The 16,251-nt window shown below is 53.5% G+C and carries 11 protein-coding genes, 1 tRNA gene and 1 riboswitch; of the genes, 5 read left to right on the top strand and 7 right to left on the bottom strand.

The window, feature by feature from the left end:
* The first annotated feature begins 7 nt into the window (after positions 1–7).
* Complete coding sequence (locus tag IM700_RS02510; protein ID WP_193416672.1) at positions 8–2,683, top strand: beta-mannosidase; 2,676 nt, start codon at positions 8–10, stop codon at positions 2,681–2,683.
* A gap of 214 nt (positions 2,684–2,897) precedes the next feature.
* Here IM700_RS02510 and IM700_RS02505 read toward each other — a convergent pair whose 3' ends face one another.
* The 5 genes from IM700_RS02505 to IM700_RS02485 form a co-directional block, all read right to left on the bottom strand.
* On the bottom strand, positions 2,898–4,916 hold the full coding sequence (locus tag IM700_RS02505) for a Na+/H+ antiporter (RefSeq protein ID WP_193416671.1): 2,019 nt from the start codon (positions 4,914–4,916) through the stop codon (positions 2,898–2,900).
* A gap of 172 nt (positions 4,917–5,088) precedes the next feature.
* On the bottom strand, positions 5,089–6,120 hold the full coding sequence (locus tag IM700_RS02500; RefSeq protein ID WP_193416670.1) for a ribonucleotide-diphosphate reductase subunit beta: 1,032 nt from the start codon (positions 6,118–6,120) through the stop codon (positions 5,089–5,091).
* Between the two features lie 837 nt (positions 6,121–6,957).
* A complete protein-coding gene (locus IM700_RS02495; RefSeq protein ID WP_193416669.1) occupies positions 6,958–9,291 on the bottom strand; it encodes a ribonucleoside-diphosphate reductase subunit alpha in 2,334 nt (777 codons plus the stop codon).
* A 228-nt stretch (positions 9,292–9,519) separates the two neighbouring features.
* Positions 9,520–10,038 carry an anaerobic ribonucleoside-triphosphate reductase activating protein gene (nrdG, locus tag IM700_RS02490; protein ID WP_193416668.1) on the bottom strand — a complete coding sequence of 173 codons (519 nt, stop codon included), beginning with the start codon at positions 10,036–10,038 and terminating at the stop codon, positions 9,520–9,522.
* On the bottom strand, positions 10,035–12,011 hold the full coding sequence (locus IM700_RS02485; protein WP_193416667.1) for an anaerobic ribonucleoside triphosphate reductase: 1,977 nt from the start codon (positions 12,009–12,011) through the stop codon (positions 10,035–10,037). Before IM700_RS02485 ends, nrdG begins: the two co-directional genes overlap by 4 nt.
* 178 nt (positions 12,012–12,189) lie before the next feature.
* A riboswitch (cobalamin riboswitch) is annotated at positions 12,190–12,440 on the bottom strand.
* 494 nt (positions 12,441–12,934) lie between these two features.
* Here IM700_RS02485 and IM700_RS02480 point away from each other — a divergent pair.
* A complete protein-coding gene (locus IM700_RS02480; RefSeq protein WP_155608263.1) occupies positions 12,935–13,234 on the top strand; it encodes an MTH1187 family thiamine-binding protein in 300 nt (99 codons plus the stop codon).
* Between the two features lie 71 nt (positions 13,235–13,305).
* Positions 13,306–13,378 (top strand) — tRNA-Thr (locus tag IM700_RS02475).
* Positions 13,379–13,472: 94 nt separating this feature from the next.
* Here IM700_RS02475 and IM700_RS02470 read toward each other — a convergent pair.
* The gene (locus IM700_RS02470) at positions 13,473–14,111 is read right to left on the bottom strand and encodes an HD domain-containing protein (protein WP_155608262.1); all 639 of its coding nucleotides are present in this window, start codon (positions 14,109–14,111) and stop codon (positions 13,473–13,475) included.
* A 267-nt stretch (positions 14,112–14,378) separates the two neighbouring features.
* Between IM700_RS02470 and IM700_RS02465 the strand changes: the two genes are divergently transcribed.
* Entirely contained in the window at positions 14,379–14,987 is a 609-nt protein-coding gene (locus IM700_RS02465; RefSeq protein ID WP_193416666.1) for a hypothetical protein, read from the top strand.
* A gap of 57 nt (positions 14,988–15,044) precedes the next feature.
* Here the strand turns inward: IM700_RS02465 and IM700_RS02460 are convergent, their stop codons facing one another.
* Positions 15,045–15,620: a cupin domain-containing protein gene (locus IM700_RS02460; protein ID WP_193416665.1), complete on the bottom strand. Its 576-nt coding sequence runs from the start codon at positions 15,618–15,620 to the stop codon at positions 15,045–15,047.
* A gap of 160 nt (positions 15,621–15,780) precedes the next feature.
* Between IM700_RS02460 and IM700_RS02455 the strand changes: the two genes are divergently transcribed.
* Positions 15,781–16,200, top strand: coding sequence for a hypothetical protein (locus tag IM700_RS02455; protein ID WP_193416664.1), 420 nt, complete (start codon positions 15,781–15,783; stop codon positions 16,198–16,200).
* Positions 16,201–16,251: the final 51 nt, after the last annotated feature.

The following is a 16,251-nucleotide window of genomic DNA, read 5'->3' as shown; positions in this document are numbered from 1 at the left end:
ACGATTCATGATTTTATCGGGACCATGGAAGCTGCAGCATTTTGAGGTTGGGGAGAAACCACCTTTGGAGCTGGCCGCCCCCGGACTGGACGACCGCTTCTGGATCGAGACAAACGTTCCGGGCGACGTGCATTCGGCGCTGCTGGAACGCGGGATCATCGAGCCCCCGTATTACGGGCATAACGATGCGAAGTGCCGCTGGATCGAGCGGAAAGTATGGTGGTACCGCACGACGTTTGAGTTGAATGCCGTACCGGGGGATGAAGAGCGGATGGAACTCACGTTCGAAGGGCTGGACACGTTTGCGACTGTTTACGTCAACGGACATGAGATTGGCTCGGCATCCAACATGTTTCGCTGCTATACGTTCGACGTCACGCGGATCGTCCGTGAAGGCCGAAATACGCTGGCGGTTCGATTCGATCCGCTAGATCTACATCATCGAGACAAAGAGCAGTTCGAATGGTCCTCCTATACGAAGGAGCGTCCCTGGATCCGCAAGGCGGCGATGAATTTCGGATGGGACTGGGGGCCGCGGATCGTGACGACCGGCATTTGGAGTCCGGTTCGGCTGGAGCGGCGCAGACGGGCGAAGCTGACCGGCGTATATGCCGCAACGTTATCCGCGGCGGCGGAGGAGGCGGTCATCCGGGTGAGCGCCGAAGCGGAGGCCTTTCGTTCCGGAACGACGGCGGTGGCCGTCGTACGATTGCTGGACGGGGATGGGGCGGAGGTAACGTCTGCCAAGCTTCCTGTGCTGGAGGAATGCGGGGCTCTATTAGGCGTTCAAGCAGGGCTGAGACAAGCCTTTCCGGAGGCTTTTCGAACGAAGGGATCGGCGTCGGCCGAACTGCGGATCGCCCTGCCGCGGCGTTGGTGGACGCATGATTTGGGCGAACCTTATCTGTACACTTTGGAGGTGACGCTTCTTGCCGACGACGAGGAGATTGACCGCTACGAGCAGCCTTTTGGCATACGCACGCTGGAATTATCGCTACAAAATCCCGACGGCAGTCCGTCGTTTGCCTTTATCCTTAATGGCATTAAGGTTTATGCCAAAGGAGCCAACTGGATTCCGGCAGATCATATGATCGGATCGATCTCGGAACCCATGTATCGCGGACTGATCGAGCTGGCCGTGGAGGGGCATATGAACATGCTGCGCGTTTGGGCCGGCGGCATTTATGAGAAGGAGATTTTTTACGAGGAATGCGACCGCCGCGGGGTGCTCGTGTGGCAGGATTTCGCTTTTGCCAATGCGCTATTTCCGGACTTTAACCGCGACTTCATGGACAATGTGCGTCAGGAAATCATCGATAACGTCAAGCGGCTGCGGAACCGCGCCTCGCTTGCGCTTTGGTGCGGCAACAATGAAATCGACTGGCTCTATGACATGAAGTCGGCGGCGGGTGACATTACCGGAGCTTTTTTCGGCGAGACGATCTATCATGAACTGATCCCCGGACTTTTGGCCGAACTGGACCCGTATCGTTCGTATTGGCCTTCGTCACCGTATGGCGCGCAGGACGGGTATGACGCCAACGATCCGAATCAGGGGGACCGCCATAACTGGCAAGTGTGGCATGGGTCGGTGTACCCGCGTATGCAAGGCGAGAAGCCGCGGCTCGATTATAGCATCGAAGGGGTTACGTTTAAGAACTATAAGCAAGACCTTGCTTTGTTTAGCAGTGAGTTCGGCATGCATGCTTCGGCGAATCGATATACGTTGGCGAAGAACATTCCCGAAGGGAAGTTTACCTGGGGGAGCGCCGAGATGGCGTATCGGAACAAGGATACGAACCATCGCAAAGGGATTTTGCTGATGGAAGGCTACACGGGGATTCCGCAGGACATCGAGGAGTACATGAATTTCTCCATGCTGACCCAAGCGGAAGGGCTGAAGTACGGAATCGAGCATTTCCGCCGCCACCGTCACCGCAACAGCGGCGCGCTGGTGTGGCAACTGAATGACAGCTGGCCGGGGACGAGCTGGTCGATGATCGATTATGAGCTGCTGCCGAAGGCTTCGTATTATTATGGCAAGACCTTCTTTCATCCCGTGCTCCTGTCGTTGGAACATGAACCGGGTGAGCCGCTACGCGTGTGGGTGGTCAACGACACGTTGGAGGAGTTGGAGGGAACTGTGACGTTAACGGTGCATCCTTTGGCCCAGAGCGGCGATTTGGCTGGGGCGCAGGAAGTCGGGGGAATGGGAGGCGGATCCGCAGGCGTGCAGGACACTCCTCCGGGAGGCGTTCGTCGGTTTTCGTTTGCGGCGAAGATCCCGCCGCAAACGGCGCTGTCGCTCGGAGGCTTGGAAGAGGCGAAGGCGCTGGCCGGTTTGGCGCCGGAAGAGGTGCTGGTGGAGCTGAGCACCACCGGATTCGCCGCACCGGTGAATCGCTATTATCTGCGCGACCCGAAGGAGCTGCGCATGCCTGCCGCCGAGCTGGACGTGCAGATTGATAAAGCAGCGCAGACCGTCACGGTCACGGCCTCCGGCCAGGGCGTTGCCCGGCTGGTCAAGCTGGAGCTGCCGCTGGGCGGGGTCCGCTTCAGCGACAACTACTTCGACCTGCTGCCTGGCGAGAGCCGGACGGTCCGCCTGTGGCATCCCGGCGGTTTACCGCTCCCGTGGGCGGAGCTTCGCGTCGGCGCGCTCAACGCTGGAACGCTCGCGTAGCGGAACGAGCAGACCTTATTTCGGCGAAAAACGCCAGTTACCCTGTCTAACGGAACGAAAAGACGCTATTTGGCTATTTAAGGCCTGATCCCAGGCTAAATAGTCCCAATAGCGTCTTCTGGTTCCGTTAGATTTCTGTGTTGCCCATTTTTCGCCGAATAAGCGCGTTACGTTCCGTTACGCTCGCGCGGCACCGCCGTCTCCTTAATCATCGCTATTCCTCGTGCTCATAGAGGGTGAGGCTTTCGATCTGGTTAATCGCTCGGCGCAGTTCCCGGGCTTGTTCCCGGTTAATGTCGCCATTCTCGAACATGCGGCTGATTTCCGCGCGTTCAGCGTCCATGACCAGCAACCGCAGCTCTTCCTTCTGAGCTTCCGTTTTCTCGCTGAATGCATCCGCGGTGCCTTTAAGCCGGGCGATCCCACGCTTGTAATCCAGGATGACGAATTGGATCAGGTTGTCCGATTCGTTCCCTTTCTTCAGCCCCTGCAAGTGCTCGAGTGCGGCTTGCAGCGCGTGGATTTGGATGGTTCTTCCCTCGGCCTTCATGGCGAACTCCTTGTATTTTCGTTTCGCGCGCCGAAAGTCTCGAACCGCACTGCCAACCAGGAAAAAGAAGCGAGCACGCCCGCTTTGCGACAGCTTCTCTTCCCGTAACTCCAGCGCCTTCTCGAAGGCCTCGAACATCTCTTTGTCCATGCCTCCGTCTGCCATCACCTGTTGGATGTAGCCGCGTTCCACCTTCAGTGCAACACGGTGCAATTCGGTGATTTTACCCAGCATGGCCGGACGATCCGGACGCTGAGCTCCCCATTGATCCAAGGCCGGCTGAAGCAGCCGGCTATATTCGTCCATGAGCTGGTAGGCTGCTGTCTTGTTGTCGTCGTTCATTTCTTCCTTGATCTTGTTCATCGCTACCCTCAGCACGCGGGTACGGGCTTCATTCATATCGAGGAACTCGTCGGTCTCTTCGCCGGGCGCGCCCCCTTTGCTAAGCATAGGCAAAAAGATCGTGGCCACAATCAACGTAAACAAGATGACGCCTGCCGCCAAGAACAAGATCAACGATCGTTCCGGGAACGGACCGCCGCTGGCGACTACATAAGGGATCGACAATACCCCGGCCATCGTGACTGCGCCGCGAACCCCAGTCAGGGTCAGAACCAAGCTGGATTTTATCGTAGGTTTGTCAACCTCGCCGACTTTAGCCTTCCGGTATTCATAAATGGCAAAGAAATGCGACCAGATGAAGCGAATCGCCAAAATCCCGATCCCAACAACAAGCGCGTAACCGACTGCCAGCACATTGTTAATATTCGGGTTGTCGACGGTAGCCTGCATCGATGACGGGATGTTCAACCCAAGCAGCAGGAAGACAATCCCGTTCAGAATGAAGAGCACGGTGGACCAGATATTTTCCGTTAACACCTGTTCCTCCGCCAGCATCGTTTCCGTTCGCTCCCGCAAAAGGGAATGCACGATACCGCCCACAACCACAGCAATAACACCGGAAGCGTGCAGGAACTCCTCCGTGACGATAAAGATCAGGAACGGCGTCAGAATTTGCAGCAGGGAATGCAGCGTGGCATCCTTGATCCCTTGTTTGAGCAGGGAGAACCGAATCCAGGTCATGATTAAGCTGAGCACCAGTCCCAGTAAGGCTCCGGTCACGAACATATAGGAGAAATCGAACACGGCTTCCCGCAGCGAAAAATACCCCGTAACAACCGCAGCAACCGCGTAGTTAAAGGCTACCAGGCCCGAGGCGTCGTTGATCAGCGATTCCCCTCGGACGAGATTCAGCACCTTCTCGGGGAGATGAATCCGCTTGGCGATCCCGTTGACGGCCACCGGATCGGTAGGGGACAGAATCGCGGCCAGTGCGAATGCCGCGACCAGTGGAATGTCGGGAATCACCGCATGAATGAGGTAACCGCCACCCAATGTAGTTAATACCACCAAGATAATTGCGTTCCCCAGAATCGCCCCGCGCATATTCCATAGTTGGTCGCGGGGGAAATACCTGCCGTCGTTGTACAACAGGGGCGCAACGAACAGCAGCAAGAACCATTCTGTCTCGAGTTCCAGCGAAAACCCGTTAAAGGCCAGCGCAATCAGAACCCCAAGGGCGATTTGCGTCAACGCGGTAGGGATCAACGGGATATAGTGGCTGATGATGTTGGAGGCTACGAGACAGATCAGAAGTATAATTACGGTAATCAGTAAATCCATAAATGCTAACGTCCTTCCGATGTTCCGGCACTGGGCCGATTTGGTAGTTAATCATAGCATATCCCGTTTTTTTAAACCGAAGTTAAATGGGACAAACTTTTTTTGCGAAAAAATGCTCTTCCGCAGAGCTAATGCAGAAGAGCCGCCATCATGTATAGCGCCGTTCTAGTCCTTACAGGTCGTCGAACCCGTTGTCGTCGCCAACCTTGCCATAGTTACGGGATTTGGCCTCGAAAAAGTCCGTTTTCGTCGCGTTCAGCGCCTCGTCGGAGAACGGCTTGATCCACGGCATGCAGTTGATATCGACGCCTTGGTACGCTTTGTCCAGACCCATCAACGTCAGTCGCTTGTTGGCGATATATTTGATGTAATCGGACAATTCGTTCAAGTCGATGCCTTGCACATCTTTTAGCGTATAATGCGCCCAATTCGTTTCCAGCTCGACCGCCCGGTCGATCGTGCGATAGGCGTAGTCGATGTTTTCTTTCGTGTTCAGCTCCGGATAATCGACCAGCAATTGCTTGAACACTTCGGCAAAGAAGTAGCAATGCTGATTCTCGTCCCGCTGGATATACGAAATCATTTGGCTGGTGCCCATCATTTTCTGATCGCGCGCCAGGTTGTAGAAGAAGGCGAATGTACTGTAGAAGAAGATGCCTTCAAGAATAAGGTCAGCAACCAGGGCTTCAAAAAACGTCTGCGGCGTCGCGTTATTACGGAAGTTCTGATAGATGTCGGAGATGAACTTGTTGCGATCCAGCAGCACCGGATCATGCTTCCAGTATTCAAAAATCTCTTTCTGCTCCTGCTCCGATACGATCGAGGACAACACGTAGGAGTAGGATTGGTTGTGTACCACTTCCTGCTGACCGATGATCGCCGAAATCGCCTCCAGCGACGAGTCGGTGAAGTAACGTTTTACGTCGCCAACGAACATCGTTTGCATCGAATCGAGTACCGCCAGCAGCGAGATGTTGATCTTAAAGGTGCGCTGCTCTTCCGAATCGAGCAGGGCAAATTGCTGCGCGTCCTTGGCCATCGGGATCTCATCCGCGATCCAGTGGTTGAGCAGCAGCACTTTGTACAGCTTGTACATATGCGGCATGCGGATGTCATTCCAGTTCAAGATGCCCGAGCTTTCGCCGCCGATGATCCGCGTTGATTTGTTGGGGGCTTCGGTGTTGAATATCGTTTGAAGTTGCATGGGATTTCGCTCCTTAATTTGTAGTGGATCATGCGGGAGGGGGCCGCCGGCTGAAATGTTCTTACGATCGCTGTTGCTCGCGGATTTCTCTGATTGAACTAGATTCAGAAGTTGTAGAAATCCACTCGCAAAGGCGACCACTACCGTTTCTTCAGAATCATTTCACCCTCTGGCCCATTCCCCGCATGTATTTATACTCAAGCGTGAGCGCATCCCCGCAGGGGACAGCGCCTCTTCGCACGCAGTGGCATTTCAAACGCCCCTGCCGCTCAATTTCATTAAAAGTAAGTGCATCCCGAAGGGACAACGAGGGTTACGCACGCCTTATCACCTTTCACCACCAAAGTCGCAGTCACCGCCCTGCAGGAGCGCCTGAAGTAGAGCGGGCCCGAAGGGCGAGAAGCGGCTCATCCCGCCAAAGTCCCTCGGGTGCGACGAAAGCAGCAGTTATGAGCAGCACGGTTTACCAGGTCACCCGGGTGCGCCCAAAGTAAGACGTACCCGAAGGGGGAAAAGCGTTCCACGAGCCAACCTAAAGCGTATCCCCGCAGGGGAGAGCGTGCAGGAGCGCCTCAGTCACTCCAACGTTCCTCTCATTGCGGGAGCCCAGAGGGCAGCAGGCCCTCGGGCGCCCTCCCTTACGGTAAGGGAGGGGTGGGGAGGGATGAGTCCACGAAAAGCGTTCCACGAGCCAACCTAAAGCGTATCCCCGCAGGGGAGAGCGTGCAGGAGCGCCTCAGTCACTCCAACGTCCCTCTCATTGCGGGAGCCCAGAGGGCAGCAGGCCCTCGGGCGCCCTCCCTTACGGTAAGGGAGGGGTGGGGTGGGATGAGTTCCCTATGAGGCACAACTTTCGCACTCCTCAATCGTCAACGCCCGACTGCGCACATAATACGTCGACTTCAGCCCGGCCTTCCAAGCATGCAGGTGCAGCTCCAGGAATTCGGTGGCTTTGATGTCCGGCCGCACGTACAGGTTGAAGCTTTGCCCTTGGTCGACGTGGCGCTGGCGAGCGCCGGCCATGTCGATCGACCAGTGTTGGTCGATCAGGAACGCTGTCTTGTAATACCAGATCGTTTTTTCAGACAGATCCGGTGCCGGGTTAGCGATCTTGTACGTCGTCTTCTCCTCATAGGAGAGCAGCTCATACAACGGATCGATGCTGGCGGTGGAGCCGGCGATGATCGAGGTCGAGCCGTTTGGCGCGATGGCGAACATCCAGGCGTTACGGACGCCGTTCAAGCTCACTTCCTTCTGCAGCGCGCGCCACTGTTCGGTCGTTACGTATTTGCCTTCGCGCGTGCCGTCCGTGTAGTTCCGAGCTTCAAAGTAATGCCCCGTTTCCCAGTCGGAACCGGCAAACTTCGGATATTTCCCTTTTTCTATGGCAAGCTCCATGCTGGATTTGACCAGCAGGTAGTTGATTTTCTCATATAGCGCATCGTTGTACTCCACGGCCTCCTTGGATTCCCAACGGATGCCCTCGAGCGCGAGCAGATGGTGCAAGCCAAACGTGCCAAGGCCAATTGCCCGATATTGACTGTTCGTGTATTGCGCCTGCAGCACTTCGATATTGTTGATATCGATGACGTTGTCCAGCATCCGCGTCTGGATCGGTACGAGCCGCTCCAGCACGCCAGCCGGCACCGCGCGGGCCAGGTGGATCGAGTTCAGGTTGCAGACGACGAAGTCGCCCGGAATTTTGGACACGACGATCCGGGTTTGCCCGTCCTTCGTTACCAGTTCCTCTTGCTCGACGACCGTCGGCGATTGGTTCTGCATGATTTCCGTACACAGGTTGGAGGAGTAAACCATCCCGTGCGTGCGGTTCGGGTTCGCTCGGTTGACCGTATCGCGATAGAACATGTAAGGCGTACCGGTCTCCAACTGTGATTTCAAAATCCGCTTCATGATATCGATCGCCGGCATCGTGATGCGCGAGAGGGTAGGGTGGGCGACGGCTTCGGCGTATTTTTCGCGGAAGCTGCCCTTTCCGAACTCCTCATCATAGAAGTCCTCCAGACCCAACGGACGTCCGTTCTCATCCTTCCAGCCCATCGTCTTCTTCACTTCATGCGGGCAGAATAGATTCCATTCGCCGCGAGCTTCTACCGCCTCCATGAACAGGTCAGGCAGGCAAACGCCGTGGAAAACGTCATGCGCGCGCATCCGCTCGTCCCCGTTGTTCAGCTTCAAGTCGAGGAAGGCGAGAATATCCTTGTGGAAAACGTCCAGATAAACCGCGATCGCGCCTTTCCGCGTTCCGAGTTGGTCGACGCTGACGGCGGTGTTGTTCAACTGGCGGATCCAAGGGATGACGCCGGAGCTGGTATTTTTATGGCCGCGGATATCGGAGCCGCGAGCGCGGACTTTGCCGAGGTAGACGCCGATGCCGCCGCCCATTTTGCTCAGTCGAGCCACGTCGGTGTTGGAGTCGAAGATGCCCTCAAGGGAATCGTCTACGGTATCGATAAAGCAGCTGGAGAGCTGACCGGCGACTTTTTTACCGGCATTGGACATGGTTGGGGTTGCGGCGGTCATATAAATGTTGCTCATCGCCCAATACGCTTCCTTCACCAATTCCAGGCGTTTCTCTTCCGGCTCCTTGTGCATCAGGTACATCGCGATGACCATATAGCGCTCCTGCGGCAGCTCCATCGTCCGTCCGTCGAAATCGGTGGCGAGGTAACGCTCGGTCAGCGTCAGTAGGCCAATGTAGTCGAACAGCAAATCGCAGGAAGGGTCGATCGTGCGGCCCAGCTCTTCAATTTGCTCTTTCGTGTAGCACTCGAGCAGCTCTTCGCGGTAGATGCCCAGCTTGCACAGCTCGGAGATGAGGTGGTGGAACGATCCGTACGGCTCCTCGGGGTAAGCTTTGTAACGGCGGTTGACCGCTGCTTTTTTATAAAGGGAAGTGAGCAGGGAACGGGCAGCCGCAAATTTCCAATCCGGTTCGTCTTTGCTGACGAGCTCCAGGGCGGACATCGTAAAGGCATTGCTGATCTCTTCGCCGTTCACTTCGTCGCGACGGAGCTTGGCATTCACGCCGCGTAATAGGCGTTCTTTATCGAGGTTATGTAATCCTTGCAAAATACGGTCGGCATAGACGCCAAGGCGCTCGCCGTCAAACGCAAGTTGTCGGTTGTTTGGTTTGGTCACTAGAGTGGGCATGAGAGGAATCCTCGCTTTCGTGAAATAAGTTGGAATGAATGCTGCAGTCCGCCTGTGTTTACCGCAAATCTTGAATTTTCAAATTGCAGATAACGGGTGAAAAAAGGGGGCGCAAGGGTACTCGCGCTCCGTGATGAATGTTGTCAAACTGTGACAAAGGTCACAGGCTTTTAATTATACCAGAAACTTCTATTGTTCGTGATCAAAAAGTCAGCTTTTTAGATGTACCTAGAAAGAGAACATGGACTCCCATAATACGGGCTTTCCCTGCCGCAGGCTTTGCTGAATATCGACCAGCCGCTGGTTGGAGCTCCCGCGATAGAGGAGGGAAGGGTCGCGAAGCTCTTCTACGAATCTTCCGTCAACCAGCACCTCGCAGCGCCTTAGCAGCTCGTATTCAGGTGAGCCAGAGCGTTCTATGATTTCTTCGTAGGTATAACCGCTGTAAATCCAAATCGACACAGGCCCTGTCTCCGCAACCAGTCGGTCGATAAACCCGCTGACTTCAGCGGCGGAGAAGAAAGGGTCCCCGCCAAGGATCGATAAGCCGCTTAGCAGGGGGTTATTTTTAACGTCATGAATGATTTCGGCTTCGCGTTCCAAAGTAAACGGTTCGCCGTAATCGAAGTTCCAGGTCTTCGGGCTGAAGCAGCCCTTGCAATAATGACGGCAACCGCTGATAAAAATCGCCGCCCTCAAGCCTTCGCCTTCATTAATAGATTCGGGATAGTAGCCGCAAAGATTCATACGTCGTGTTTGACCCGGTCGCGCACTTCCGCTTGTTTGGCTGCATTAAACCGCGTTTGGAAATCGCCGGTCAGGTAGCCCGTCACCCGGCGCAAGCGGCGGATATGCACATCGTTCTCATGCCTGCCGCAGGAAGGGCAGGTTGCCCCGATAATCCCTTCGAAGCCGCAAGCCGAGCACCGGTCGATCGGATGGTTGATGCTGAAATAGCTGACCTGCTGCTGCAGGGCGAATTGCACGATTTTCAGGAACGCTGCCGGGTTGCTGCGGGCATTGCCGTTTAGCTCGATATAAGAGATCGCACCCGCGTTGCAAAGCCCGTGAAACTTGGCTTCCAGTTCAATTTTTCGCGCGGCACTGAGGTTGTAGTAGACCGGGATATGAAATGAATTCGTGTAGTAATCGCGATCCACGACTCCGGGTATCGGGCCGTATACCGCACGGTCCCGTTTAGTGAATTTGCCGGACAGGCCCTCCGCCGGGGTGGCGAACAACGTGATGTTCAGATTATGGATTTCGCTTTGGCGGTCGCAATAGTCGCGCATGTAGGCGATCAAATCATACGCTTTCTGATACACCGCTTCGTCTTCGCCGTGGTGTTTGCCGTACATGGCCTTCATGCATTCGGCCAAGCCGATGAATCCAATGGACAAGCTACCGTGTTTGAGCAGATCGCCAACCGCGTCGTCCGGTGCCAGCGCCTCGCCGCCCTCCCAGACCCCTTCACGCATCATGAAATCCGAAGCCTTCGCCTTCTGAGAGGCTTGGATGTTGAAACGGTGCAGCAGTCCCTCCAGCGCGATATCCATATAATGCGTCAGCTCCCGGTAGAAGCCGCGCTCATCGGCCTCCTTGCGATGGCCCAATTCGATCCCGTGCTCAAGGCCTATTTTGACGAGGTTTAGCGTATTAAAGGATAGATTTCCTTTGCCGGACAGATGGTTCCGTCCGAAACGGTCGGCCAGCACCCGGGTGCGGCAGCCCATCGTAGCGAATTCCGTATCCGGATTCGTCGGATCGTAATACATCAGGTTCAGCGGGGCATCCAGGTTGGCGAAATTCGGATACAGCCGTTTGGCTGAGCATTCCGCCGCTTTCAGGAACAGGGAGTAGTTCGGTTCCCCTGGATTTTGATTGATCCCTTGCTTGCATTTGAAAATCTGAATCGGAAAAATCGGCGTCTCCCCGCTGCCTAGCCCACGCATGGTCGCGGTGAGCAGGGAGCTGATTACCAGCTGTCCTTCCGGCGAGGTGCAGGTTCCGTAGTTAATACTGGTGAACGGGATTTGTCCGCCGGCCCGGCTCGACATGGTGTTTAGGTTATGGACCAGGCTCTCGGCCGCCTGCAGCGTTTCGCTTTCGGTTTCCTTTAACGCATATTTGAAGGCTTTCGGATACCCGTCTCGGAGGTCGCTGCGGCTCATGGCAATGTCGCCCAACTCGGCGCTGGCATCGCCTTCCTCAAAGTAATCCAACCCTTTGCGGAAGTACTTGGCGAATGATTTGGCCACGTACGGGGCGAGATCGAAGTCCAGTTTGTTCGCGGATACGCCGCCGTATTGGGAGTTTTGCTGGGATTGAAAAATGATCGCCACCAGCGCCATCGCCGTCATGATGGAGGATGGCGGGCGTACGCTGCCGTTCCCGGTATTGAAGCCTTCGCGCAGCAGCTTATCGAAAGGGATAAAGATGCAGTTGGTTGTGCCGATGGCGTATTGGTCCAGATCGTGGACGTAGACAATATTGTCCTGGATGGCTTGGACCAAGCGGGCCGGCATCACGAAATGGTTTGCGTACCATTTAGCATACTCGCTTCCGAATTTACTCATCTTGCCGGAGAAGCTCTCCCCGTTCAAATTGGCGTTCTCACGCAGCACCTCGAGATTTCGACTGTGCACGATTTCCTCGCCTAATTGAATGACTTCATCCAGCAAGGTGTCTCGGCCGGTATACGTCTGGTTTAGCAATGCCATAACAAAGTTCTCCTCCCGATAAACTGAGTTTTTACTTCATATAAAAGGGCATGTCCAACCCGACGAGGGTGGACATGCCCGAATGCGCTGCATCATAACGATCACGTTGGGCATAGAAATAGAAGCCCTAAGGTTCAGCGGCAAGCGGACACCATCCCTGTTCCTCGCAGGTTTTCCGTCGGTGTCTTCCAAACGGGCAGGTCTCCTGGCTTTCGGGTCATTGCTGACGCCTTCCCGCAGCTTTAGAATCAAGCCGCAGTGGCATAAAGGTCAGACGAACGGCTGGGCCTTCAAGACGATTCGATGAACGTTTCGTCTCTAGCGCCTAGCTACCGATTACAGTGGCGGGACCGCAGCGGCTTTGCACCGCACTTCCCTTTTAAGGTCCGGAGGCTTGTCCGCCGGATCACCCGTTCACACTATATTTTGTTGCGTTGATCTAAGGATAGCCCAAGATGTTGTGTTTGTAAACCGAATTTTTACCATGTAAATGACCTGAAAACGTCGTGAAAATCTCCAGTCCTTATAACGATGCGGAGAGTGGGGGACGAGGGAGAATTGTGAACATTTATGAATGGGACTGAGGAACTAGGAGGATGGTTGGGGGGCGGCAACTGTTTTTCGAACGGTGTTGGCTAACGGACTGAGAAGTCGTTATTTCTGCAATTTCTGACGAATAAGAAATCTAACGGACCCCAAGGCCCTTATTTGGTGCGAAGACGTATAAATGGGGCAGATTCTAGGCAAATAGCGGCTCCAAGGTCCGTTAGAAAGCGAAGTTCGGATTCCCGGGACAAATAAGGTCACTACAGTCCGTTAGAGATCGGTTGATCTTCAAGTGCAAGGATGGGTAGAATGGAGGTAGGTTGAATAACAAGCTCGTGATTGAAAACAAAACCACTACCAGAAAGAAGGGATCGATTATGGCCATCGCTGAAGTAACCGTCATTCCGATCGGAACGGGTAGCACCAGCCTGAGCGCTTATGTCGCTGAGTTGCATCGGGTGCTGGAGAAGCAGACGGGAATTACGTTTACCCTAACCTCAATGAGTACGATTATTGAAGGGCCGTTGGACGACGTGTTCGCCGCCATTCGTGCCATCCATGAAGCGCCGTTCCAGTCGGGTGCCGGCCGCGTGTCGACGTCGATCAAGATCGACGACCGCCGCGACAAAGCCAGCTCCTCGGAGCAGAAGCTGCGCTCCGTTCGCGAGAAATTGTAATTACCAAGCATTGGCGCTTGCATTATTTTGAAAACGAGTTATAATAATTTTTGTTCGCTAAAAACGAACTTGCTGGTGTAGCTCAGCTGGTAGAGCAACGCATTCGTAATGCGTAGGTCGGGGGTTCGAATCCCTTCACCAGCATCCTTAATGCAAGTGGAAACGCGCCCTCCGAGGTTTCGGGGGGCGCGTTTTTGCGATTAAAGTCAAACTTCTGCCGGAAAGTTACTCAATCCCCTTATTCCTCCCACTTGGAGTGAAGGACATGATGGCAAAAGTTCGGGCGTTGATAGCCCGGAAGAAACATCTCGCACACATCGGCGTTCATCGTACCGTATGTCGTTTCCGGTTTGTGCTTGAAGCCTTCCCAGAATGCATGCAAGATGTTGTGTTTGAACTGGTCGCGAGGAAAAGCTTCGACGACTTGCTTCCGCACTTCTGCCGGAATGAAATCAAAGTTCTTCCCGACGACGTCATAACCGACGCCGAAATTCATCAGAGCCGCCTCGGTTTCCATGTATTCCACGATTCCGACGGTGGTGTGCAGGGCAACCGCATTCCATACCAATCGAATGGATTCTTCCGGAATGCCGCGGCTTCTCAGAAAGTCGCGGGCCGCATTCGCCCCATCGACCTCAAAGCGTTTGTCCGGGCTTCGGAAGGCGGGTGTCAAGCCGAGATCGTGGAAGAGCGAGCTGATATAAAGCAACTCGGCATCGTATTTGACTTGACTCGAATTCCCCTTCATCGCCGCAAACAGAAAGACGCGGTTCGAGTGGTTCCACAAAAGGTCGTCGCCGTGATCGCGCAATAATTCGGCAGCTTCTACGGCTAGTTTGCTATCTGGAATTTTGATATCCGCGATGAAATTTGTCATCTAAAACTTCCCCTTTCGTCATTTAAGCGCATTGTATGACTGTTGCTTCGGCTTCTTTATAAGCTATCTGTAAAAAAGGCCAACGGATCCATTTGCATTGTATTTGAAGGTTTCCTTAGCAATAATGATATTATCCATATCATCTTAGCCATTTGCTCATTATTGGTTCCTCCAGTTTTATTTTGTTTAGTACATCCTAGAAGACATCTGAAGGATCGTATTTGTGACAGAAAGTATTTTTAGAAGTTGGAGGAGAGGGAGAGATCGGTGAAAACAAATTTCTGGGTCATCCTAGTGAGCTGTCTATTTGGAGGATCGTGCAGCTTAATGATCGGGGGTATCATTTTTTCACGGCATCAAGATGGCTCTGTTATTCCTAGGGTTATCACCCTAATTGTTATTGTCATAGTCTATTATTACTTCCTACGTTGGCGGCATGAGAAAGTGAATACAGATATGGTTCTTCTCAATATAACCTTGTTCGTTCTCTTCCTGTTTATATCTCCATTTCTGATGACCAGTCTAAACAAGCTCGTCTCATTGCCTTTCCCAAGTCAAATAAACAACACTGTCGAGGAAATCACAACAATCTTAGAACAGAAGCAGCTTCCGTTTGAAATCGATATCAAGGAGAGCAAAAAGCAAACCTATAAATACGGTGTAAGAGTAACGATAATATTGGTAAAGACCCAGCAGGGGGAGTTACTAAAAAGTGAAATCGACACGTTATTAAGAAGTTTGCCGACTAAAGAGTTACATATTACTTTCTATAGCAGAAATAGGGAAACGTTTCTAGGGATTGTGATCAATAAGGAGAAATCGATTGTAGGTTGTTCTCCCTATGAAATGTGTGCGAGCATGGATATAAATTATTAATAAATGGGCCTAGGACCAATAAAAAATCGGGAGGTTAAATAACCTCCCGAATTCTCGTTAAACTCGTTCTTCCTCCATTGCATCCTTCTTCGTCTGATGCACGGTGCCGAACGGATGCTGGGGCGGCGCGTAAATCACATAGACCTTGAGGGGAACGGTGCCGGTATTGGTGATATTGTGCCATTTCCCGGCGGGGACGAAGACGGCGTCGTCATCGTGAACATTTTGTACGAAATCCAGCTTTTCCGGTGTATCCCCCATTTGTGTAACCCCTTGGCCTTCCTCGATCCGTACAAATTGGTCGGTGTGAGGATGGACCTCGAGTCCGATATCTTCTCCAACGGGAATGCTCATCAAGGTAACCTGAAAATGTTTCCCTGTCCATAATGCCGTGCGGAACGTTTCGTTTTGCTTGGCAGCCCGGTTGATGTTAAGAACCAACGGCTGTTGCCCGTAATCTTGAAGCGGCAGCTCGCCCCAGGACGCAAAGCGCGAAGGATAGGGAGTAATCCCTGGGTACGAGCCTGGGGGAAGAAACGGTGGAGCTACATTCACTCCGTAAGGATAAGCGTGGGGGGGCAGGGAAGGTACGGAATACGCAGAGTAAGGGTACGGTCTGGGATAATCATTCATTTGAATTTTGACCTCCAAGGTTTATTACCCATCATATGCCTATCCTCCGCCCTCGTGCTTGTTTGCAAAAATGAGTCAAATCTACTGATGCAATCATCTAGGAATCTGAAATCTCCCTTACATAGAATAGAGCATAACCTAGTAAAGGAGAGAAGAAGATATGGCAAAGACGATTTTGGATTACAACTCTACTGTCGTGACCCCGGTAACGAACGGGGTGAACATTCCGATTCCGGTAGTCGGTGGCGTGCAAATTGCGGCGGTTTCTGTATTTATTGATCCGGCCAATCCGGCATCCACAACCAACCGTGTCGAACTGAAGGCGACCATCGGTGTTGAAGCGCTGTCAGATACGCCGAATGTCCTGGTGCGCATTTGGAGAGCAGGCACCGAAATTTTCTATGGGTTGGTAGAGCTGGAGGATGCCTTCAACGACTGGGGTCTCATTAGCGTGCATTTTGTAGAACATGCCCCGCTCGGCGTCCAAAACTATCAGTTGATCGTAGAAAATCAGGATAACAATAGCACAGCCAGAGTAGTAGGGCCGATTGTCTTCTCAGCTATGGCGATCGGCGGATAAGCTGCCTTACTCATTGTCCTCATCCCCTCACGGCTGGCCTGAGGGGATTCT

Source organism: Paenibacillus rhizolycopersici, assembly GCF_014947195.2.
Lineage (GTDB): Bacteria > Bacillota > Bacilli > Paenibacillales > Paenibacillaceae > Fontibacillus > Fontibacillus rhizolycopersici.
This window is presented reverse-complemented; position numbering and strand designations above follow the sequence as displayed.